This window comes from Curtobacterium sp. MCBA15_012, from assembly GCF_001864935.2.
Lineage (GTDB): Bacteria > Actinomycetota > Actinomycetes > Actinomycetales > Microbacteriaceae > Curtobacterium.
Genome location: NZ_CP126267.1, coordinates 2,371,831 through 2,391,540, shown reverse-complemented (window position 1 = coordinate 2,391,540; position 19,710 = coordinate 2,371,831). Strand labels below are relative to the sequence as shown.

Sequence of the window (19,710 nt, the reverse complement as noted above, 5' to 3'; positions counted from 1 at the left end):
CGGCGTGTGCGCGGTCGGTGCGTCCGGGCGCGCGGCGTGTGCGGTCGGTACGGCCGGGCCCCGTCGGCGGTGGATGTGCGTGGCCCGCGCGCGGTCGGTGCGCACCGGTAGCCTGGGACGCATGAGCGCCGACGCCCCCACCTACCGCCTCCCCGACGCCGGAGCGGTCATCGACGACCTGCCCAAGGTGTCGCTGCACGACCACCTCGACGGCGGGCTCCGTCCCGCGACGATCGTCGAGCTGGCGGACGAGGCCGGCGTCACGCTCCCGACGACCGACCCCGAGGCGCTCGGGCAGTGGTTCGCCGACCAGTCCGACTCCGGCTCACTCGTCGAGTACCTGAAGACCTTCGACGTCACCACCTCGGTGATGCAGACCGCCGAGCAGCTGCACCGCGTCGGCAAGGAGTTCGTCGAGGACCTCGTCGCCGACGGCGTCGTGTACGGCGAGGTCCGCTGGGCACCCGAGCAGCACCTCCGTGGCGGGCTGACCCTCGACGAGACGGTCGAGGCGGTCCAGGCCGGCATCGCCGAGGCCGTCCAGGCCGCCGACGGCGCCATCCGCGTCGGGCAGCTCGTCACCGCCATGCGCCACGCCGACCGCTCGCTCGAGATCGCCGAGCTCGCCGTGCGCCACCGCGACCGCGGCGTCGTCGGGTTCGACATCGCCGGCGCCGAGGCCGGGTTCCCCGCCTCCGGACACCGCGCGGCGTTCGAGTACCTCGCGTCCGAGCTGTTCCCCGTCACCGTGCACGCGGGCGAGGCCGACGGGCTCGCCTCGATCCGCTCAGCCCTGGTCGACGGACGCGCGCTCCGCCTCGGTCACGGCGTGCGGATCTTCGAGGACGTCATGCTGTCCGACGCGGGTGACGGGTCGACCCTCGCGTCCCTCGGCGAGGTCGCGTCGTGGGTCCGCGACCGCGAGATCCCGCTCGAGGTGTCGCCGTCGTCGAACCTCCAGACCGGTGCCGTCGCGGCCTGGGGCGACGACCTCGCCGACCACCCGTTCGACGTGCTCTACCAGCTCGGCTTCCGGGTCACGGTGAACACCGACAACCGCCTCATGAGCCGCACCTCGCTGTCCCGCGAGCTCGCGCTGCTGGCGGGCACGTTCGGCTACGACCTCGACGACCTCGCGGCGTTCCAGATCAACGCCGCGCTCGGGTCGTTCCTGCCGCTCGAGGACCGCGAGGAGATCATCGCGACCATCACGGCCGGGTACCAGGAGGCCTGAGGCACATGCCGCTGCCACCACTGCCGGACACCGCCGTCGTGCTCGGCGCCGTCGTGTCGACCTGGCGCGAGGCACTGGAGCGCACGGGGGAGGCCCTCGTCGCCTCGGGTGCGGCCACCGAGGCGTACACGCAGGCGATGATCGACCTCGTCGACGAGCACGGTCCGTACATCGTGATCTCACCCGGACTGGCGTTCGCGCACGCCCGACCGGGGCCGACGGTGCGCCGGGACGGCCTCGCGGTGGTGACGCTGCGCGAGCCGGTCGTGTTCGGGCACCCGCACAACGACCCCGTGTCCGTCGTCCTCGGGCTCGCGGTGGCCGAGGTCGGCGCGCACCTCGAGTCGATCGGCGAGATCGCCAACACGTTCAACGACCCCACGGTGACCGGGCGGCTGGCAGCGGCCTCGACACCCGACGAGGTCCGGTCGATCCTGGGGGTACCGGCGTGAAGATCGTCACCATCTGCGGCGCGGGCATCGGCTCGAGCGGCATCCTCAAGGTGAACGCCGAGAAGGCGCTCGAGTCGCTCGGCCTCTCCGCCGCCGTGGTCGCTGCGGACGTCGCCTCCGTCCGGGCCGCGGCCGACGACGCGAACGTCATCCTGACGAGCGCCGAGTTCGTCGAGGCCATCGGGGACACCTACGCCGAGGTCATCGTGATCCGGAACCACTTCGACCAGGGGGAGATCACGGCGGCCGTCGACCGGGCGCTCGGGGAGCACTGAGCGGTCTCCTGCCCGCCCTCTAGAGTTGGGGCATGAGCACGGAGAACCCGCTGAACGACCCCACCACCGACCCGTTCGAGGTCGCCCGCGACGCCGCCGCCGTCATCGCTGACCGGTCCGGCATCGAGCAGCACGACATCGCCCTGACGCTCGGCTCCGGCTGGGGCAAGGCGGCCGACCTCATCGGCGAGACCGTGTCGACCATCGACGCCGCCGACGTCCCCGGCTTCAGCGCGTCGGCGGTCCCCGGGCACTCCGGCACCGTCCGCTCGATCCGCCTCGCCGACGGTCGGCACGCGCTCGTGATCGGGGCGCGCACGCACTACTACGAGAACCACGGGGTGCGCCGCGTCGTGCACAGCGTCCGCACCGCGGCGGCCACGGGTGCCTCGGTGATGGTGCTCACCAACGGTGCCGGCGGCATCAAGGAGCACTGGAAGCCCGGCACCCCGGTGCTCATCAGCGACCACATCAACCTGACCGCGGACAGCCCGCTCGAGGGCGCCACGTTCATCGACCTGACCGACCTGTACTCGGCGCGGCTCCGCGCGGTCGCGAAGTCGGTCGACCCGTCGCTCGACGAGGGCGTGTACACACAGTTCCGCGGCCCGCACTACGAGACCCCGGCCGAAGTGCAGATGGCGAAGGCGATCGGCGGGCACATCGTCGGCATGTCCACCGCGCTCGAGGCGATCGCGGCGCGCCAGGCGGGCATGGAGGTCCTCGGGTTCTCGCTCATCACGAACCTGGCCGCCGGCATCCAGAAGACGCCGCTGTCCCACACCGAGGTGCTCGAGGCCGGCAAGGAGGCCGAGCCGGTCATCGCCGACCTGCTCGCCCGGGTGGTGACCGCCCTGTGAGCCGGCACGACGGAGCATCGGACGGGTCCATCGCCGACGGCGACCTGACCGGCACCGAGGCCGGTACGGACGGGGCAGGGACCGGCTCCTCCGACGTCCTCGCGGTCGCGCGGGCCTGGGCCGACCAGGACCCCGACGGCGAGACCCGTGGCGAGCTGCTCGCGGTGCTCGACCGCGCCACATCAGGTGACGCCGACGCCGAGACCGAGCTGCGTGCCCGGTTCGCCGGACGCCTGGCGTTCGGGACCGCCGGGCTGCGCGCCGAGCTCGGGTACGGTCCGCTCCGCATGAACCGCGTGGTCGTCTCGCAGGCCGCCGCGGGCCTCGCGCGCTTCCTCGTCGACACCGGCCGGGACCGCAGCGTGGTCATCGGCTACGACGGCCGTGTGAACTCCGACGTGTTCGCCCGGGACTCCGCCGAGGTCATGCGCGGCCTCGGGCTCGCGGTCACCCTGCTGCCGTCGGCGCTCCCGACCCCGGTGCTGGCGTTCGCGGTCCGGCACCTCGGCGTCGGGGCGGGTGTCATGGTCACGGCGAGCCACAACCCGCCGCGGGACAACGGCTACAAGGTGTACCTCGGCGGGGACGACGACGGCTCGCAGATCGTGCCGCCGGTGGACGGCGAGATCGCGGACGCGATCGCCGCCGTGGCGGCGACGCCGCTCGGCGACCTGCGACGCGCGACGGACTACGTGACGGCGGGCCCGGACCTGGCCGCGGCGTACGTGGCCGCGACGGCCGCGATCGTACCGGCCCCGCGCCTCCCGGTCGATGCCCACCCGAAGGTCGTGTACACGGCCATGCACGGGGTCGGGTGGGAGACCGCGCGCGCGGTCTTCGCCGCCGCCGGCTTCGCGGAGCCGGCGACCGTGCCGGAGCAGATCGAACCGGACGGTGCGTTCCCGACGGTCGCGTTCCCGAACCCGGAGGAGCCGGGGGCGATGGACCTGGCCGAGGCGCGGGGCGCCGCGGTCGGTGCGGACCTCGTCATCGCGAACGACCCCGACGCCGACCGCCTGGCGCTCGCGATCCCGACCGGCGACGGGTTCCGGCGTCTCTCCGGGAACGAGGTCGGGTGGCTGCTCGGCTGGCGTGCTGCCCAGCGCGCCGCCGAGGCCGGGACGGGCGGGACGCTCGCGGCGTCGATCGTGTCCTCGCCGGCACTCGCCCGCGTCGCGGCGGCGCACGGTCTGGAGTACCGCGACACCCTCACCGGCTTCAAGTGGGTGTCGCGCGTGCCCGGACTGGTGTTCGGGTACGAGGAGGCGCTCGGCTACCTCGTCGACCCGCAGGTGGTGCGCGACAAGGACGGCATCTCGGCGGCGCTCGAACTCCTGTCGCTCGCCACGTCGCTCGCCGAGCAGGGCCGGACGATCGCCGACCAGCTCGATGCCTTCGCCGCCGAGTTCGGTGCCTTCGCCTCCGGGCAGGTCGCGACGCGGGTCGACGACCTCTCGCGCATCGGCGAGGTCATGGCGGCCCTGCGTTCGAGCGCGCCGACGTCGCTCGGGGGCCGCGCCGTGCAGCGGGTCACGGACTACGACGCGGGGGTCGAGGGCTTCCCGCCGTCCGACATCCTGCGGTACGACCTCGACGGGGGCGCACGCGTCATCGTGCGTCCGAGCGGGACGGAGCCGAAGGTCAAGGTGTACATCGACACCGTCGCGGAGTCCTCGGCCGAGGCGCAGGCCCTCGTCGACGCCATCGCCGCGGACGTGCGCCCGCTGGTGTCGTAGGGTCGCGGCGCTGCCGCGCCCGGGCGCAGCTGCCGCGCAGCTGCCTGCGTCGGCGCGGCGTGTCCGTGCGTCGGTCGCGGCGCCTTCGGACGCTCGCGCCATCCGCACAACGGAAAGCACGTCGCACCACGCGATCGCGTGGTGCGACGTGCTTTCCGTTGTTCACGAGCACGTCGCACCACGGTGCGGAGGGGCGCGGCGCCGGCGCGCGCCGCGTTCCTGCCGGCGCGCGTTCCTCCACAGGACGGGGTACCGGCGCGACGGTCCACAGCTCGGCCGTCGCGCTGTCGAGAACGTCGGACGTCGGTCACCGTTGCGGTCATGGCCAGGTTGGAGATCGTCGTCGGCGGTGGTGCGGACCCGAGTGGGAGGCGCGGCCGTGACCTCCGCGACCGCGCGCTCCGGGGTGAGCTCGTCCGGCTCGCACCGGGCCGGTTCGTCGACGCCGACGAGTGGCGACGAGCGAACCCCGGCGAACGGCACATCGCCCGCATCAAGGCCGTCCACGATCTGCTCGCCCCGCGGCTCGTCGTGTCGCACGCATCAGCGGCAGCACTCCACGGCCTGCCGTGGCCGGGGGAGTTCCCGGTCGCGGTCGAGGTGCTCGACCCCCTGCGCACCACCGGGCAGACGCTCCGCACGGTCCACAAGCGTGCCGGAGCCGGACGGCGGTTCCGCACGGACTCGATGATCGCGAACGGGCGCTCGCTCACCGACCGGGCGAGCACGGTCGCCGACCTCGCCGTCGCCTACCCGATCCGGACGAGTGTGCCGGCGCTCGACGTCGCCCTGGCCGCCGGGACCGACCGGGCGGACGTCCTCGCCGCGCTCGACGCCGCCGGGTCGGTGCAGTTCCGTGCCCGCGCGGAGCGTGCGATCGCGCTGGCGGACGGGCGGTCGGGGTCGCCGGGGGAGTCGGTGGCGCGGGTCGCGCTCGACGAGGTCGGTGCGCCGGAGCCGGAACTGCAGCACCGGTTCGACGACGTCGACGGGCTCATCGGCGTCGTCGACTTCTGGTTCCCGGAGCAGGGCGTCGTCCTGGAGTTCGACGGGCGCGTGAAGTACACCGACCCGTCGTTGCGCCGAGCCGGGCAGACCGCGGCCGACGTGGTGGTCGCCGAGAAGCACCGGGAGGACCGGATCCGTCGGCGTCCCGAGGTGCACGGCTTCGGTCGCATCGGCTTCGCGGAGACCGACGACACCGAGCGCCTCCGCGACGTCCTGCGCGTGCTCGGGGTGCCCACGACCCGGCGACGCTTCACGACCGTGCGGTGACACGACATGGTGCGACGTGCCCCCGAACAAGCAGGAGCACGTCGCGCCACGGGAAGCCGTGGTGCGACGTGCTCCGGGTTGTGCGAGGGCCACCAGCGCCGCGCGAGCCAGCGCCGCGCGACGCGCGCGACGCGCGCGAGCGCGCGGCAGCCCCGCGCTACGCCAGCTCGAGCAGCACGTGCCCGGACGACACCGTCTGGCCGACGGGGGCGTTCAGCCCGGTCACGACGCCGTCGCGCGTGGCCTGCACGGGCTGTTCCATCTTCATGGCCTCGAGGACGACGAGCAGGTCGCCCTTCACCACGGTGTCACCCTCGGCGACCGCGACCTTGACCACGGTGGCCTGCATCGGCGAGGTCACCGAACCGGACGACGCGAGCCCGCCCTTCACGGCCGACGACCGGCGCTTCGGGGGAGCCGAGGGACCCGCCGGACGACGACCGGCGACGGACCCGCCGCCGACGATCGACGGCATCGTGACCTCGATGCGCTTGCCCTGCACCTCGACGACCACGCTCTCGCGGGCGGCCGGCTCGGGCAGCTCCTCGGTCGCGCCGCTCCACGCGGGGATGTCGTTCTGGAAGTCGGTCTCGATCCACTGCGTGTAGATGCTGAACGGCTCGTCGTCCGACGTGGCGAACGCCGGGTCGGAGACGACCGCGCGGTGGAAGGGGAGCACGGTCGGCAGCCCGGTGACCTCGAACTCGGCGAGGGCGCGACGGGAGCGCTCGAGCGCCTCCTCGCGCGTCGCACCGGTGACGATGAGCTTCGCGAGCATCGAGTCGAACGAGCCGGAGACGACGTCGCCGGACACGACACCCGAGTCGACGCGCACGCCGGGGCCGGACGGGGCGTGGAAGGTGTGCACGGGGCCGGGAGCGGGGAAGAAGTTGCGCCCCGCGTCCTCGCCGTTGATGCGGAACTCGAACGAGTGGCCGCGCGGCTCGGGGTCGGCGTAGTCGAGCGTGCCGCCCTCGGCGATGCGGAACTGCTCGCGCACGAGGTCGATGCCGGTGACCTCTTCCGAGACGCAGTGCTCGACCTGCAGGCGGGTGTTCACCTCGAGGAAGGACACGGTGCCGTCGGCGCCGATGAGGAACTCGCACGTGCCCGCGCCGACGTAGCCGACCTCGCGGAGGATCGCCTTCGACGACTCGTACAGCCGCTCGGTCTGTGCGTCCGTCAGGTAGGGGGCCGGGGCCTCCTCGACGAGCTTCTGGTGCCGGCGCTGCAGCGAGCAGTCGCGCGTCGACACGACGACGACGTTGCCGTGCTCGTCGGCGAGGCACTGGGTCTCGACGTGACGCGGCTTGTCGAGGTACTTCTCGACGAAGCACTCGCCCCGGCCGAACGCGGCGATCGCCTCGCGCGTCGCCGAGTCGAAGAGCTCCGGGATCGACTCGCGCGTGCGGGCGACCTTCAGGCCGCGACCGCCGCCACCGAAGGCTGCCTTGATCGCGACGGGGAGGCCGACCTCGTCGGCGAACGCGACGACCTCGGACACGTCCTGCACGGGCTCGATCGTGCCCGGGGCGAGGGGTGCGCCGACCTTCTCGGCCACGTGCCGCGCGGAGACCTTGTCGCCGAGGCGCTCGATCGACTCCGGCGACGGGCCGATCCAGACGAGCCCGGCGTCGATGACGGCGCGGGCGAAGTCGGCGTTCTCGGCGAGGAACCCGTAGCCCGGGTGCACGGCGTCGGCGCCGGAGCGACGGGCCACCGAGATGATCTTGTCGATGACGAGGTAGGTGTCCGCGCTCGTGGTGCCGTTCAGCGCGTAGGCCTCGTCGGCGAGGCGGGCGTGGAGGGCGTCACGGTCCTGGTCGGCGTAGACCGCGACCGACGCCTTGCCCGCGTCGCGGGCCGCGCGGATGATGCGGACGGCGATCTCGCCGCGGTTCGCGATGAGGACCTTGCTGATACGGGGCATGGTTGGTCAGCCTATTCGCGCCGACGAAGCGAGAATTGACCGGCATCCACAAAGAACGACGCCGAACAAGTGCGGATGTCTACGAAGGACCGACGGCTACGCCGACCACAGCTCGTGCCAGGCGACGCCGAAGCCCCGGAGCAGCATCGCGCGCAGGACCGGCAGCGAGAGCCCGACCACGGCGGACGGGGCACCGTCGATCCGCGAGATGTAGGCGGCCGCCCGCCCGTCGATCGTGAAGGCACCCGCGACCTCGAGGGGTTCGCCCGTCGCGACGTACGCGTCGACCTCGTCGAGCGACACGTCGTCGGCGAAGGTCAGCACCGCGCTGTCCACCGCCACCACGTGGTCGCCGGCGGCCACCAGCGTCGACCCGCCGGGCGCGACGTCGCCCAGGTGGCCGGCCGCGCCGAGCGGCCCGCCGCCCGACGCGTCCACCTGTCGGACGGGAGGCACGGTGCCGGCCCGCCCCGCGCCTCCCGTCCGTCCGCTGGCCGGGTCGGCGACCCGGTCCGCCCGACGGTCCACGACGCAGTGCCCGCTCCACAGCGTGCCGCCGCCGGCGGCGAGCATCTGCCGCCAGCGCTCACGGGCGACCGCGGGCTCGTGGGGCTTGCCGTACAGGACCCCGTCCACCTCGAACGCGGAGTCGCCACCGAACACGAACCCGTCCACGGGCGCGCCGGCCACCGTGCCGTCGGCGACCGCACCGGCCTTGGCGACCGCGAGCATCGCGACGAGCTCCGGGCCGGTCAGCGGTCGGCCGAGCGCGCCCTCGGCGGCGGCGACCGCGGCGTCCTCGTCGACGCCCGGGGCGACGAGCACCGGCTCGATCCCGGTCTGGGCCAGGAGCGCACGACGGGCGGGGGAGGTACTCGCGAGGTACAGACGCATGGGAACATCGAACCATGGGTGAATCCGTCGGAACGCTGCTCGAACTCGACGTCACCGGGATCGCCCACGGCGGCATCTCGGTGGCACGGCACGAGGGGCGCGTGGTGTTCGTCTCCGACGCCGTCCCGGGTGAGCGGGTCGTCGCCCGCGTCACCGAGGACCGCAAGAAGTCCTTCTGGCGCGCCGACACCGTCTCGGTCGTGACCCCGAGCGAGCACCGCGTCGAGCACGTGTGGGCCGAGGCCGCCCTCGACCGCGACCCCGCCGAGCGCGCCGGGGGTGCCGAGTTCGGGCACATCGCGCTGCCGCACCAGCGCACCCTCAAGCACGACGTCCTCGTGGACGCCTTCGCCCGGTTCGCCCGTACCGACCTGACCGAGGTGCTCGGCCACGACGTGGTGGTCGAGGCCGCGCCCGGCGACGACGCGGCGGGTGGGCTCGGGTGGCGGACCCGCGTGCGCCTGCACGTCGCCGAGGACGGCACCGCCGGCCCCTTCGCCGCACGCTCCCACTCCGTCGTCCCCGTCACGTCGCTGCCGCTCGCCGCGCAGGTCGTGCAGGACGCCGCGCCGCTCGCCCGCGGCGCGATGCCCGGCGCGGAAGTCGTCGACGTCATCGCCCCGAGCGGTGCCGAGGGCGCCCGCCTGGTGATCGACGACCAGGCCCCGTCGGTGGTGCGCGAGCGCGTCGGCGAGCGGTCGTTCGCGGTCGACGACACCGGGTTCTGGCAGGTGCACCGGCAGGCTCCGGCCGTGCTGACCGCGGCCGTGCAGGACCTCGTCGACCGCGACCGCCTCGACCCCGAGGGGCAGCACCTCGACCTGTACGGTGGGGTCGGCCTGCTCGCCGCCGCCCTCGGCGACCTCGTCGGACCGAAGGCGCGCATCACGAGCGTCGAGAGCGCACCGCGCGCCACCGAGCACGCGCAGGAGAACCTGGCCGAGTGGATCGGCGCCCGCGCCGAGACCGGCCGCGTCGAGCGGTGGCTCACCCGGACCGCCGCTGCCGCGTCGCGGCCGGAGCAGGAGCGGTTCCGCGCCGGCACGGTCGTGCTCGACCCGCCGCGCTCGGGTGCCGGACGCGAGACGGTCGTCCAGATCGCGGCGCTCCAGCCGGCGCAGGTCGTCTACGTCGCCTGCGACCCGGTGGCGCTCGCGCGCGACGTCGCGACCTTCGCGGACCTCGGGTACCGCCTGGAGGCGCTGCGTGCGTTCGACCTCTTCCCGCACACCCACCACCTGGAGGCCGTGGCGCGCCTGGTGCCGGTCGCCTGACGGCGGGTGGGCGGTCGCGTCCGCAGCGCCGGAGCGGGCTCACGGGCGGCAGTTGCGTCACGGGGTGGTGCGGAAACGCCGACGACACCCGTCGCCGGTATCCTCTCCCTGTGATCGCTCCCGGTATCAGGGATCGGGAGCGCATCGGAACGAGAGGCCACCGTGGCAACAGGAACGAACACCAGCACCGGAGCGACGAGCGTGGCGACAGGGCCCGTGCGCGTCGCGATCGTCGACGACCACGAGTCCGTGCGGCTCGGCATCCAGGCAGCGTGCCAGAACGAGGGCTTCGAGGTGGTGCTCACCGCCGCGAGCGTCCCGGAGTACATCCAGCAGTTGGGAGACCGCGAGGTCGACGTCGTCGTGCTCGACCTCTCCCTCGGTGACGGCTCGACCGTGACGGCGAACGTGAAGGGTGTGCAGGGCACCGGATCGGCCGTCCTGGTGCACTCCATCGCCGACCGGGTCGCGAGCGTGCGGGAGGCACTGGCCGCAGGGGCGGCCGGCGTGATCCCGAAGTCGTCGGCGACGAAGACGGTCATGGCTGCGGTCGCGACCGTCGCCCGCGGCGACGTGCTCAACAACCTCGAGTGGGCGAGCGCCATCGACGCCGACCGGGACTTCGCGAAGGCCCAGCTCGGCCGGCGCGAGCGCGAGATCCTGCACCTGTACGCCTCGGGGCTGCCGCTCAAGCTCGCGGCCCAGCAGCTCGGGATCGGGTACTCCACCGCCCGCGAGTACCTCGACCGCATCCGCGTGAAGTACGTCGAGGTCGGGCGTCCCGCGCCGACCAAGGTCGACCTGCTCCGCCGGGCCGTCGAGGACGGCATCCTGCCCGGGCTCGACTCGGGCATCGACCCCGACACCGACGGTCGCTGACCCGGATGGACACCACGGCGGCACCGGTGCCGACCGACGGCGACGCGACGGGCGGGGGACCGGCAGACCGGGCCCCCGCCGTCGCCGAGCCGGCCCCGTTCGGCGTCGACCCGTCGCGGAGCGTGCGGCCCGCCGTCACGCAGGCGTCGGTCGAGCGGGTGTTCGCCGTGGTGATCGCCAGCGCCGCGATCGGCTTCGGTGCCGTGAACGTGCCGAACGTCGTCCGCCAGCTGCAGTACCTCGACCCCGTGTGGGGTCCGGTCGCGGCGGGCGTGATGGCGGCGTCGTTCCTGTTCGTCGGGGTGACCGCGTTCGTACAGCGGTACGCCCAGGTCGCGCAGATCGTCTGCGCGCTGCTCTTCCTGGTCGTCCTCGTGACGTGGCCGCTCACGGTGCACACCGCGCTGCCTGCCTCCCAGCCGCCGTGGCCGTGGTGGTTCTGCACCGTCGCGTCGACCGCCGCGGCGATGGGCTTCGCACCGTGGCGTGCGACCGTCTACGTCGCGCTGGTCCCGGCCGTCTACGTCGCGATCCGGCTCACCCCGGTCGGTGGCGAGGCCGGCGCCGGCGCAGTGCTGGACGGCCTGTACACGGTCATCCTCAGCGGTGGCGTGCTCGTCATCGCGGTCCTGCTCCGCCGTGCGGCCACCGCGGTCGACGTCGCGCAGGCCACCGCGGTGCGCCGCTACTCGCTCGCCATCCGGGCGCACGCGACCGAGGTCGAACGCGTCCAGGTCGACGCCATCGTGCACGACAGCGTCCTCACGACGCTGCTGTCCGCCGCCCGGGCAGAGACGCCCGAGGCGCAGGCGCTCGCCGCCCGGATGGCCCGGAACGCCGTCGACCACCTCGACGCCGCGGCCGCCGACGTGCCGGGCGACGCACCGCCGGTCTCGTCGACCGAGCTCCGCGCGCGCATCGTCGACGCGGTCGCCGGGCTCGCCGCGCCCGTCGCGGTGCGTGCAGCACCCGTCGGTGGCCTGCGGATGCCCGCGACCGTGGCCGACGCGCTCGCCTCGGCAGCGGTCCAGGCAGCCGTCAACAGCGTGCAGCACGCCGGTGGTCCCGAGGTCGACCGCTGGGTGCGCGTCGAGCAGCGGGGATCGGCCGTGCACGTCGAGGTCGGCGACGACGGCGCGGGCTTCGACCCGTCTGCCGTCCCGGCTGCCCGGCTCGGGGTCCGGCGGTCGATCGTCGAACGCGTCGTGATGGCCGGCGGCACCGCCACCGTGCAGAGCGCCCCCGGTGCGGGCACCCGGATCCGCCTGGCGTGGACGGCGACGGGAGGTCGACCGTGAGGATCTCGGTCCCGGCCGGCATCGCCATCGGTCTCGCGTCGCTGTTCTCCGTGTACCACCTGGTGCTCGCCACGGTCTCCCTGCCGCGCGTCGCCGACGCCGGTCCGGTGGTGGCCTGCATGGTCCTGTACGCCGCGGCCACCGGGGTCGCGCTGTTCCTGCCCGGCCGGGTGCTGCCGGTGTGGGCCGCGTGCTTCGCGCTCGCCACCGCGCTCGTGATCCCCGTGATCGAGGCACCGGTCATCGACCTCGCGCGGGACCACGAGCACACCACCTGGTGGGTCGCGGCGGTCGGCACGCTCATGGTCGTGCTCGTCGTCCGTGGGCGGCGCGCGTTCGCCTGGGTCGGCGTGGGGTTCCTCACGCTGTTCTCGGTCGGGTGGGCGGGCCTCCCGGCGCTCCAGTCGCTCGGTGTCGCGGGCAGCGTCGCCTGGGTCGTGATCGCCAGCGGGTTCGCCATCGCGATGGAGCGGGCGGTCCGGGTCACCCGGGACTTCGTGCTCGCCGAGCAGGAGACCGCCGACTGGCAGGCCGCCCAGGACGCGCACGTGTTCGAACGGCAGTTCCGCCTGAGCCAGACCACGCGGATGGCGCTGCCGATGCTCGAGCGGATCATGGCGACCGGCGGGGACCTCTCCGACGACGAGCGCGCGGAGTGCCTGCACCTGGAGCAGGCGATCCGCGACGAGATCCGCGGCCGGTCCCTGCTCTCCGACGACGTCCGCGACGAGGTGATGCGCCTCCGCCGGCGTGGCGCGACCGTGCAGCTGCACGACGACGGCGGTCTCGACGACCTGGAGATCGACGACCTGCGCCGCGTGCACGCCCGACTGGCCGACGCGCTCCGGCAGGCCCGCGAGGCCGACAACGTGATCGTCCGCACGGTGCCCGAGGGCTCGGACGCGGCCGTGACCGTGGTGGGGCTGCGGCTCGACACCGCGGCGAGCGAGTCCGCGGCGCTCGGTGCCGGGCACGACGACGGGGACGGCGACGAGGACGACTCGGTCGTGGTGTGGCTCGAGATCCCGCGTCACGCCTCGGTCTGAGCGCCGGGGGGAAGGGGGAACGGGCCGGACCCCGAGGGGACCGGCCCGTTCGCGACCCGGGCCTGAGCGGCAACCCGAATACCGCCCTGGCCCGTAGCTGGCCGGTGACGTCGTACCCTAGTCAGCCACCGACCAACGATGTTCTTCAACGAAGGACACCGAACACGTACGACTATGCCGTGGCCGTCGACACGTGTCAGTCGTCATTATGGGGGACAATCTGCGGCGTTCCGCGCGATCCGCGTTCTCCGTGCCCCCCGTTCGAGGGCAGACCGACCCCTGAGTGCATCCTGCAACGGCACGGGAACGGGTCGCTGTGCCGCCCGGAGCGGGGTACATCGCCGCGCGTGACGGTGGACGCAACGAGACCCCCGCCGGTCGACGACGGGGGTCTCGTGGGTGTGGGTCGGGTGACGTCCGGCACCGGGTGCGGACCGTCGGCGGGCCCGGACCGACGACGGCGGCGCGGATCGCGACGGGTCGGATCGCGTCAGCGTGTCGCGCGCTGCCAGGCGCCGGGGCCGTGGTCGAGCGGGCGGCGCAGCCCGCGGGCCGAGACCTCCCACCCGGAGCGCGGGGAGACGGCGACCTCGGCGGCACCGAGCGCGGCGGCCTCGTCGGCCTGACGCTGCAGGACCGCGACGACCGCGGCGAGTTCCTCGGGCGAGGGCTCCCCGGCGACGACCCGCACGTCGGCGACCGACACGGGCTCCTCGGGCACCGGCGGGACGACCGCTGCGTGGCGGCCCATCAGCGCACGTCCCCGGTGTGTGCGACCCGGCTCACAGCGGGATGTTCCCGTGCTTCTTCGGCGGCAGCGAGGCACGCTTGCCGCGGAGCGCCCGCAGCGCCTTGATGACGGCGACGCGCGTCGCGTGCGGCTGGATGATGCCGTCCAGCTCGCCGCGCTCCGCCGCGAGGTACGGCGAGGCCACGTTGTACGTGTACTCGTTGGCCAGGCGGGCCCGCACGGCGGCGACGTCCTCGCCGGCCTCCTCGGCCCGCTTGATCTCGGCCCGGTACAGGATGTTCACCGCGCCCTGGCCGCCCATGACGGCGATCTCGGCGGTCGGCCATGCCAGGTTGATGTCGGCGCCGAGCTGCTTCGAGCCCATCACGATGTACGCGCCGCCGTAGGCCTTGCGGGTGATGACCGTGACGAGCGGCACGGTGGCCTCGGCGTAGGCGTACAGGAGCTTGGCGCCGCGGCGGATGACACCGGTCCACTCCTGGTCGGTGCCGGGCAGGTAGCCCGGCACGTCGACGAGCGTCAGGATCGGGATGCCGAACGCGTCGCAGAACCGGACGAAGCGCGCGGCCTTCTCGCCGGCGTCGATGTTCAGCGTGCCGGCCATCGCCTGCGGCTGGTTCGCGATGATGCCGACCGTGCGGCCCTCGACCCGGCCGAAGCCGATCAGGATGTTCGGCGCGAACAGCGGCTGGACCTCGAGGAAGTCGCCGTCGTCGACGAGGTGCTCGATGATCGCCGTGACGTCGTACGGCTGGTTCGTCGAGTCCGGGATGACCGTGTCGAGCTCGTGGTCGGCGTCGGTGGTCTCGAGCTCGGGGACGACGTCGTACGCCGGGGCGTCGGACAGGTTGTTGTCCGGCAGGAACCCGATGAGCGACCGCGCGTAGTCGAGCGCGTCGGTCTCGTCCTCGGCCAGGTAGTGCGCGACGCCCGAGACCGCGTTGTGGGTCTGCGCGCCGCCGAGCTCCTCGAAGCCCACGTCCTCGCCCGTGACGGTCTTGATGACGTCCGGGCCGGTGACGAACATGTGGCTCGTCTTGTCGACCATGATCACGAAGTCGGTGAGCGCGGGGGAGTACACGGCGCCACCGGCGGCCGGGCCCATCACGATCGAGATCTGCGGGATGACGCCCGACGCCTGGGTGTTCAGGCGGAAGATCTCGCCGTACTTGCCGAGCGCGACGACGCCCTCCTGGATACGGGCGCCGCCGGAGTCGAGGATGCCGATGATCGGCACGCCGGTCTTCAGTGCGTGCTGCATCACCTTGACGATCTTCTCGCCGGCGACCTCGCCGAGGGAGCCGCCGAACACCGTGAAGTCCTGAGCGTAGACCGCGACGTTGCGGCCGTGGATCGTGCCGACGCCGGTGACGACCGCGTCGCCGTACGGGCGCTTGGCGTCCATGCCGAACGACGTGGTGCGGTGGCGGACGAACTCGTCGAACTCGACGAACGAGTTGTCGTCGAGGAGCTGCTCGATGCGCTCCCGGGCGGTGCCCTTGCCCTTCGCGTGCTGCTTCGCGATGGCGGCCTCGCCCGCGGCGGTGACGGCCTCGTGGTAGCGGTCGCGCAGGTCCGCGAGGCGACCGGCCGTGGTCGAGAGGTCGGGGGTGTCTCCTGTGGTCACCCGCTCACCCTACCGGCGGCCACGACGGCGCCGGTTGGAGGACCCCCACGGTTCCTGCCCGTAGATTTGCGTGCATGTCCACACCCGAGCAGCCGACCCTCCCGCTTGCCCGGAGCGTGGTCGCGGCCGCCGGCGGGACCTTCGACGCCCCGGCGCGCACCGGCTCGACCAACGCCGACCTGCTCGCGGTCGCCGTCGACCGGCCGCACGGCAGCGTGGTCGTGACCCTCGACCAGACCGCGGGCCGTGGCCGCCTGGACCGCACGTGGTTCGCTCCGGCCGGCCAGACCCTCGCGCTCAGCCTGCTCGTGCGCGCCGACCTCGACGACCGCGACCGCGGCTGGTTGCCGCTCGTCGCCGGGCTCGCGATGCGCGACGCGGTGACCGCGGTCCTGCCGGACGCGGACGACGTGCGCCGCGCCTCCCGGCCGACCGGTGACCAGGAGACGGCGGGCCGGACGCCGGAGCCGCGCGTGCTCGTGAAGTGGCCGAACGACGTGCTCGTCGACGGCCGCAAGGTCTGCGGGATCCTCTGCCAGGTCGCCGCGGACGGCAGCGTCGTCGTCGGCGCGGGCGTCAACCTGACGATCCCCGCGGACGCGCTGCCGACGCCGACCGCGACATCGCTGACGGTCGCGGGCGCGACCGGCGGGGCGGCCGACCTGGCCGACGCGGTCGCGTCCGGCTTCCACACGGCCGTCCTGGAGGCGGTGGCCGCCCTGGTCGCGGGTGGTGCGGCCGCCGACGGGGTGCGGTCGCGGGTCCGTGGTGCGTGCGGCACGATCGGCCGCCGCGTCCGTCTGGAGCTGCCCGACGGCAGCGTCACCGAGGCGGACGCCACGGGCGTCGACGACGACGGCCGCATCACGATCCGGGATCGGGACGGCGCGGAGAGGGGCGTCGCGGTGGGGGACCTCACCCACCTGCGGTATGCATGACGGCATGACCGCCGAGCCGCCGCCCGAACGCGTCGTCGCCCGGCTCCGGCCGCACGCGCGGCGGCTCGTCCGTCCGGCGGTGTTCGTCGTGCTCGTCGCCGCGGCCGGTGGGTTCGGCTTCGGGGTGTTCCGCGCGCAGCTGGCGTGGGTGAACGTCGTGGTCGCGGCGGTGACGCTGCTGCTGGTCGTGCTCGGCGGCCTCGTGCCGCTGTTCCGCTGGATGTCGGAGCGGTACGTCGTCACCACGCGGCGGCTCGTCGTCGTGCACGGCCTCGGGACCCGCACGCGCCGGGAGCTCCTGCACTCGCGGGGCTACGACGTGACCGTCCGGCGTCGAGGCATGCAGGGGGTGTGGCGGTCCGGGGACGTCCTCGTCTTCCCCGGCGACGAACCGCCCGTGGTGCTCGGCGACGTCCCGCACGCCGACCTCGTGGTCGCCGTGCTGCACGACCTGGTCGAGGGGTACGAGGCCCGGCGGCGGCACCGGGAGCCCGACTGGGACGAGATCGTCGGCGGGTACTGAGGCGAGCGAGCCTCGACTTCGGCGCGTTCCGCCAGGTTCGCGACCCCGCGGTCCGGTACCGTCGTCCCGTGCGCATCTCCGTCATCGGCTGCGGGTACCTCGGTGCCGTGCACGCCGCCTCCATGGCCAAGCTCGGACACGAGGTCGTCGCGCTCGACGTCGACCCGGACAAGATCGGACGGCTCGCAGCGGGTGACGCCCCGTTCTTCGAGCCCGGACTGCCCGAGACCCTCGCCGAGGCCCTGGCCTCCGGCCGGATCGAGTTCACGACCGACCCGTCCCGCGTCGCGGGCGCCCGGGTGCACTTCCTGGCGGTGGGGACCCCGCAGGGGCCGAGCGGTGCCGCGGACCTCACCTACGTCGACGCCGCCGTGACCGGGCTCCTGCCGCACCTCGCGCCGGGCGACCTGGTCGTCGGCAAGTCCACGGTGCCCGTCGGGACCGCCGCGCGGCTCGCCGAGCGCGTCCGTGCGGTGCAGCCCGAGGCGACGCTCGTCTGGAACCCGGAGTTCCTCCGCGAGGGCTTCGCGGTCCAGGACACGATCACGCCGGACCGCTTCGTGTACGGCGTGCCCGCCGGCGAGGCCGGGCAGCGCGCGGTCGCGGTGCTCGACGAGGTGTACGCCCGGGCGCTCGCCGCCGGCATCCCGCGGCTCGTGGTCGACCTGCCGACCAGCGAGCTCGTGAAGATCAGCGCCAACGCCTTCCTCGCGACGAAGATCTCGTTCATCAACGCGATGGCCGAGATCGCCGAGGTCGCCGGGGCCGACGTGACGGCGCTCGCCGACGCGATCGGCCACGACGACCGGATCGGCCGGAAGTTCCTGAACGCCGGTCTCGGGTTCGGCGGGGGCTGCCTGCCGAAGGACATCCGCGCGTTCCAGGCTCGCGCCGACGAGCTCGGCGTGGGGCAGTCGCTCGCCTTCCTGGGCGAGGTCGACGCGATCAACCTGCGGCGTCGCGCGCACGTCGTGACCCTCGCTGAGGAGCTGCTCGGCGGCTCGGTCGCGGGCCGTCGGATCGCGGTGCTCGGGCTCGCGTTCAAGCCGAACTCCGACGACGTCCGGGACTCGCCCGCGCTCGACATCGCCGCGCGGCTCGTCGAGCTCGGCGCCACCGTCGCCGCCCACGACCCGGCGGCGATCGGGACCGCGCGCCGCCTGCGCCCGGAGCTCGGGTACGTCGAGCGCGCCGAGGACGCACTGGCCGGCGCGGACGCCGTGCTGGTGCTGACCGAGTGGGCGGCGTACCGGTCGCTCGACCCGCAGGCCGTCGCCGGGCTCGCTGCCGGGCGCATCGTCCTGGACGGGCGGAACTGCCTGGACCGGGACGCCTGGACGGCGGCGGGCTTCACCTACCGCGGCATGGGGCGCTGAGCGCGGTCGGACGCCCGGGCGCCGTGGTGCTCGGTCCCGTCCGTGCGCCCGGATCCGCCCCGGGCCCGGCGCCGGTGCCCGCCGTGGCGCCGCTCAGCCGACGGTCGCGGTGCCGGTCGTCCCGTCGACGCTGACCGTGCTGGTGGCCGAGCCGTCGGCCACGGTCGCGGTCCACACCGGTGCGGCCGTCGACCCGCCGAGCACCAGGGAGCGCAGCTCGCTGCCCGGCACGGCGGCCTCGGCAGCTGCCGCCGCGGGCCCGGCACCGGTCTGCACCGCTGCCGCGAGGGCGACGGTCGAGGCCTGCGCCGCGGCGTCGACCTGCTTCGGGAACGGACCGGACGTCACGCGGTCGAGGACCGCCGAGACGACCGACTGCGTCTGCGAGCCGTCCGGCCCGACGACGACGACCGTCCAGGAGTCACCCGATCCGGCGATCGAGACGACCGTCCCACCGCCGGCGGCCGCGACGCCCTGCGCCGCGACCTTCGAGAAGTCGACCTCGTCCGGGTGCTCGACGCCGCTGCCGTTCCCGGTGCCGCTCGTCGCGGTCGCGTCGGGCCCGGTGGCGTCGGTGGCCGCGCCGTCCGGCGACTGACCGGCGCTCCGGCTCGGGGCCGGGTCCCCGCCCTCGGTGCAGGCCGCGAGCCCGAGGCTCAGTGCGAGTCCGAGCCCGAGGGCGGCGACGATCGGGACGGTGCGGACCGGGACACGGCGGGATCGGCTCATGCCCCGATCCTCGCAGCGTCGGCGCGGACGCACCACGCGCGGTGCCGGAGGGTCGACGGACGGAACACGATCGTGACCTGGCGGGGTCGTCGGCTCAGCTGCCGGACACGACCTCGTCGCGCGGTGCGGCCACCTCGTCGCGGGTCTGGACGTCGCGCTCGGGGTGGTACACCCACACCTTGTAGAGCCAGAAGCGGAAGGCGGTGCCGAGACCGAGGCCGATCACGTTGCCGGAGATGTTGTCGGCGAGGGCCGACGTGAACCCGAGGGCGTAGTGCGAGATCGCGAGGCAGCCGAGGGAGATGGCCATGCCGCCGAGCGACACCACGACGAACTCCACGCCCTCGCGGGTCGCGACCGACCGTCGCTGGTCGCGGAACGTCCAGTAGCGGTTGCCCATCCAGTTCACGAAGATCGCGACGACGGTCGAGATCACCTTCGCCCAGAAGGGTCCCGAGTGCACCTCGTCCGGGTTGAGCACCGTGGCACGCAGCAGGTTGAAGATGCCGAAGTCGACGACGAAGCCGACAGCGCCGACGATGCCGAAGCGTGCGAGCTGGGCAATGAGTCGCCGCAAGGTCTCTCCAAGATCCGTAGAGTTGTCGCAGACCGT

Annotated in this window: 19 protein-coding genes; 13 read left to right on the top strand and 6 right to left on the bottom strand. The window is 73.7% G+C overall.

Annotated elements, in window-relative coordinates; all coding sequences use genetic code 11:
* The first annotated feature begins 121 nt into the window (after nucleotides 1-121).
* From QOL15_RS10880 to QOL15_RS10855, 6 genes are all read left to right on the top strand, one after another.
* Complete coding sequence (locus QOL15_RS10880; protein ID WP_071248407.1) at nucleotides 122-1,234, top strand: adenosine deaminase; 1,113 nt, start codon at nucleotides 122-124, stop codon at nucleotides 1,232-1,234.
* Between the two features lie 5 nt (nucleotides 1,235-1,239).
* On the top strand, nucleotides 1,240-1,686 hold the full coding sequence (locus QOL15_RS10875) for a PTS sugar transporter subunit IIA (RefSeq protein ID WP_071248404.1): 447 nt from the start codon (nucleotides 1,240-1,242) through the stop codon (nucleotides 1,684-1,686).
* The gene (locus QOL15_RS10870) at nucleotides 1,683-1,961 is read left to right on the top strand and encodes a PTS sugar transporter subunit IIB (RefSeq protein WP_065960609.1); all 279 of its coding nucleotides are present in this window, start codon (nucleotides 1,683-1,685) and stop codon (nucleotides 1,959-1,961) included. Before QOL15_RS10875 ends, QOL15_RS10870 begins: the two co-directional genes overlap by 4 nt.
* A gap of 32 nt (nucleotides 1,962-1,993) precedes the next feature.
* The gene (locus QOL15_RS10865) at nucleotides 1,994-2,821 is read left to right on the top strand and encodes a purine-nucleoside phosphorylase (RefSeq protein WP_071248401.1); all 828 of its coding nucleotides are present in this window, start codon (nucleotides 1,994-1,996) and stop codon (nucleotides 2,819-2,821) included.
* A 44-nt stretch (nucleotides 2,822-2,865) separates the two neighbouring features.
* A complete protein-coding gene (locus QOL15_RS10860) occupies nucleotides 2,866-4,557 on the top strand; it encodes a phospho-sugar mutase (protein ID WP_071248548.1) in 1,692 nt (563 codons plus the stop codon).
* Nucleotides 4,558-4,878: 321 nt separating this feature from the next.
* Nucleotides 4,879-5,832 (top strand): hypothetical protein, encoded by a 954-nt coding sequence (locus QOL15_RS10855; protein ID WP_139197504.1) that lies wholly within the window; start codon nucleotides 4,879-4,881, stop codon nucleotides 5,830-5,832.
* Nucleotides 5,833-5,989: 157 nt separating this feature from the next.
* On the opposite strand, the gene QOL15_RS10850 is transcribed toward QOL15_RS10855, so the two are convergent.
* On the bottom strand, nucleotides 5,990-7,762 hold the full coding sequence (locus tag QOL15_RS10850) for a biotin carboxylase N-terminal domain-containing protein (protein ID WP_071247659.1): 1,773 nt from the start codon (nucleotides 7,760-7,762) through the stop codon (nucleotides 5,990-5,992).
* Nucleotides 7,763-7,858: 96 nt separating this feature from the next.
* Nucleotides 7,859-8,656 (bottom strand): nucleoside triphosphate pyrophosphatase, encoded by a 798-nt coding sequence (locus tag QOL15_RS10845; protein ID WP_071247662.1) that lies wholly within the window; start codon nucleotides 8,654-8,656, stop codon nucleotides 7,859-7,861.
* Nucleotides 8,657-8,670: 14 nt separating this feature from the next.
* On the opposite strand from QOL15_RS10845, the gene QOL15_RS10840 reads away from it, so the two are divergent.
* The 4 genes from QOL15_RS10840 to QOL15_RS10825 all read left to right on the top strand — a co-directional run bounded on the left by QOL15_RS10840 (nucleotide 8,671) and on the right by QOL15_RS10825 (nucleotide 13,153).
* Nucleotides 8,671-9,930 carry a class I SAM-dependent RNA methyltransferase gene (locus QOL15_RS10840; protein ID WP_071247664.1) on the top strand — a complete coding sequence of 420 codons (1,260 nt, stop codon included), beginning with the start codon at nucleotides 8,671-8,673 and terminating at the stop codon, nucleotides 9,928-9,930.
* 162 nt (nucleotides 9,931-10,092) lie between these two features.
* On the top strand, nucleotides 10,093-10,809 hold the full coding sequence (locus QOL15_RS10835; protein WP_065960621.1) for a response regulator transcription factor: 717 nt from the start codon (nucleotides 10,093-10,095) through the stop codon (nucleotides 10,807-10,809).
* A 5-nt stretch (nucleotides 10,810-10,814) separates the two neighbouring features.
* Nucleotides 10,815-12,107, top strand: coding sequence for a sensor histidine kinase (locus tag QOL15_RS10830; RefSeq protein ID WP_071247667.1), 1,293 nt, complete (start codon nucleotides 10,815-10,817; stop codon nucleotides 12,105-12,107).
* On the top strand, nucleotides 12,104-13,153 hold the full coding sequence (locus QOL15_RS10825) for a hypothetical protein (RefSeq protein WP_071247710.1): 1,050 nt from the start codon (nucleotides 12,104-12,106) through the stop codon (nucleotides 13,151-13,153). Before QOL15_RS10830 ends, QOL15_RS10825 begins: the two co-directional genes overlap by 4 nt.
* A gap of 490 nt (nucleotides 13,154-13,643) precedes the next feature.
* Here the strand turns inward: QOL15_RS10825 and QOL15_RS10820 are convergent, their stop codons facing one another.
* Together QOL15_RS10820 and QOL15_RS10815 are read right to left on the bottom strand one after the other, a co-directional pair.
* Nucleotides 13,644-13,904, bottom strand: a complete 261-nt coding sequence (locus QOL15_RS10820; protein ID WP_071247670.1) for an acyl-CoA carboxylase subunit epsilon — start codon at nucleotides 13,902-13,904, stop codon at nucleotides 13,644-13,646.
* Between the two features lie 31 nt (nucleotides 13,905-13,935).
* Nucleotides 13,936-15,531, bottom strand: a complete 1,596-nt coding sequence (locus QOL15_RS10815; RefSeq protein ID WP_065960629.1) for an acyl-CoA carboxylase subunit beta — start codon at nucleotides 15,529-15,531, stop codon at nucleotides 13,936-13,938.
* A gap of 74 nt (nucleotides 15,532-15,605) precedes the next feature.
* Between QOL15_RS10815 and QOL15_RS10810 the strand changes: the two genes are divergently transcribed.
* The 3 genes from QOL15_RS10810 (at nucleotide 15,606) to QOL15_RS10800 (ending at nucleotide 18,368) form a co-directional block, all read left to right on the top strand.
* On the top strand, nucleotides 15,606-16,469 hold the full coding sequence (locus tag QOL15_RS10810) for a biotin--[acetyl-CoA-carboxylase] ligase (RefSeq protein ID WP_071247678.1): 864 nt from the start codon (nucleotides 15,606-15,608) through the stop codon (nucleotides 16,467-16,469).
* A gap of 4 nt (nucleotides 16,470-16,473) precedes the next feature.
* Complete coding sequence (locus QOL15_RS10805; protein WP_065960633.1) at nucleotides 16,474-16,992, top strand: PH domain-containing protein; 519 nt, start codon at nucleotides 16,474-16,476, stop codon at nucleotides 16,990-16,992.
* Nucleotides 16,993-17,060: 68 nt separating this feature from the next.
* A complete protein-coding gene (locus tag QOL15_RS10800) occupies nucleotides 17,061-18,368 on the top strand; it encodes a UDP-glucose/GDP-mannose dehydrogenase family protein (protein WP_071247681.1) in 1,308 nt (435 codons plus the stop codon).
* A 93-nt stretch (nucleotides 18,369-18,461) separates the two neighbouring features.
* Here the strand turns inward: QOL15_RS10800 and QOL15_RS10795 are convergent, their stop codons facing one another.
* On the bottom strand, nucleotides 18,462-19,097 hold the full coding sequence (locus tag QOL15_RS10795) for a hypothetical protein (RefSeq protein ID WP_071247684.1): 636 nt from the start codon (nucleotides 19,095-19,097) through the stop codon (nucleotides 18,462-18,464).
* Between the two features lie 94 nt (nucleotides 19,098-19,191).
* Nucleotides 19,192-19,674: a GtrA family protein gene (locus tag QOL15_RS10790; protein ID WP_065960636.1), complete on the bottom strand. Its 483-nt coding sequence runs from the start codon at nucleotides 19,672-19,674 to the stop codon at nucleotides 19,192-19,194.
* Nucleotides 19,675-19,710: the final 36 nt, after the last annotated feature.

What these genes read in the sequence shown, in the direction of transcription:
- QOL15_RS10875 (WP_071248404.1), top strand. Translation starts at nt 1,240, where the DNA reads ATGCCGCTGCCACCACTGCCGGACACCGCCGTCGTGCTCGGCGCCGTC.
- QOL15_RS10795 (WP_071247684.1), bottom strand. Translation starts at nt 19,097, where the DNA reads ATGAGCCGATCCCGCCGTGTCCCGGTCCGCACCGTCCCGATCGTCGCC.
- QOL15_RS10850 (WP_071247659.1), bottom strand. Translation starts at nt 7,762, where the DNA reads ATGCCCCGTATCAGCAAGGTCCTCATCGCGAACCGCGGCGAGATCGCC.
- QOL15_RS10855 (WP_139197504.1), top strand. Translation starts at nt 4,879, where the DNA reads ATGGCCAGGTTGGAGATCGTCGTCGGCGGTGGTGCGGACCCGAGTGGG.
- QOL15_RS10865 (WP_071248401.1), top strand. Translation starts at nt 1,994, where the DNA reads ATGAGCACGGAGAACCCGCTGAACGACCCCACCACCGACCCGTTCGAG.
- QOL15_RS10845 (WP_071247662.1), bottom strand. Translation starts at nt 8,656, where the DNA reads ATGCGTCTGTACCTCGCGAGTACCTCCCCCGCCCGTCGTGCGCTCCTG.
- QOL15_RS10805 (WP_065960633.1), top strand. Translation starts at nt 16,474, where the DNA reads ATGACCGCCGAGCCGCCGCCCGAACGCGTCGTCGCCCGGCTCCGGCCG.
- QOL15_RS10830 (WP_071247667.1), top strand. Translation starts at nt 10,815, where the DNA reads ATGGACACCACGGCGGCACCGGTGCCGACCGACGGCGACGCGACGGGC.
- QOL15_RS10880 (WP_071248407.1), top strand. Translation starts at nt 122, where the DNA reads ATGAGCGCCGACGCCCCCACCTACCGCCTCCCCGACGCCGGAGCGGTC.
- QOL15_RS10810 (WP_071247678.1), top strand. Translation starts at nt 15,606, where the DNA reads ATGTCCACACCCGAGCAGCCGACCCTCCCGCTTGCCCGGAGCGTGGTC.
- QOL15_RS10820 (WP_071247670.1), bottom strand. Translation starts at nt 13,904, where the DNA reads ATGGGCCGCCACGCAGCGGTCGTCCCGCCGGTGCCCGAGGAGCCCGTG.
- QOL15_RS10840 (WP_071247664.1), top strand. Translation starts at nt 8,671, where the DNA reads ATGGGTGAATCCGTCGGAACGCTGCTCGAACTCGACGTCACCGGGATC.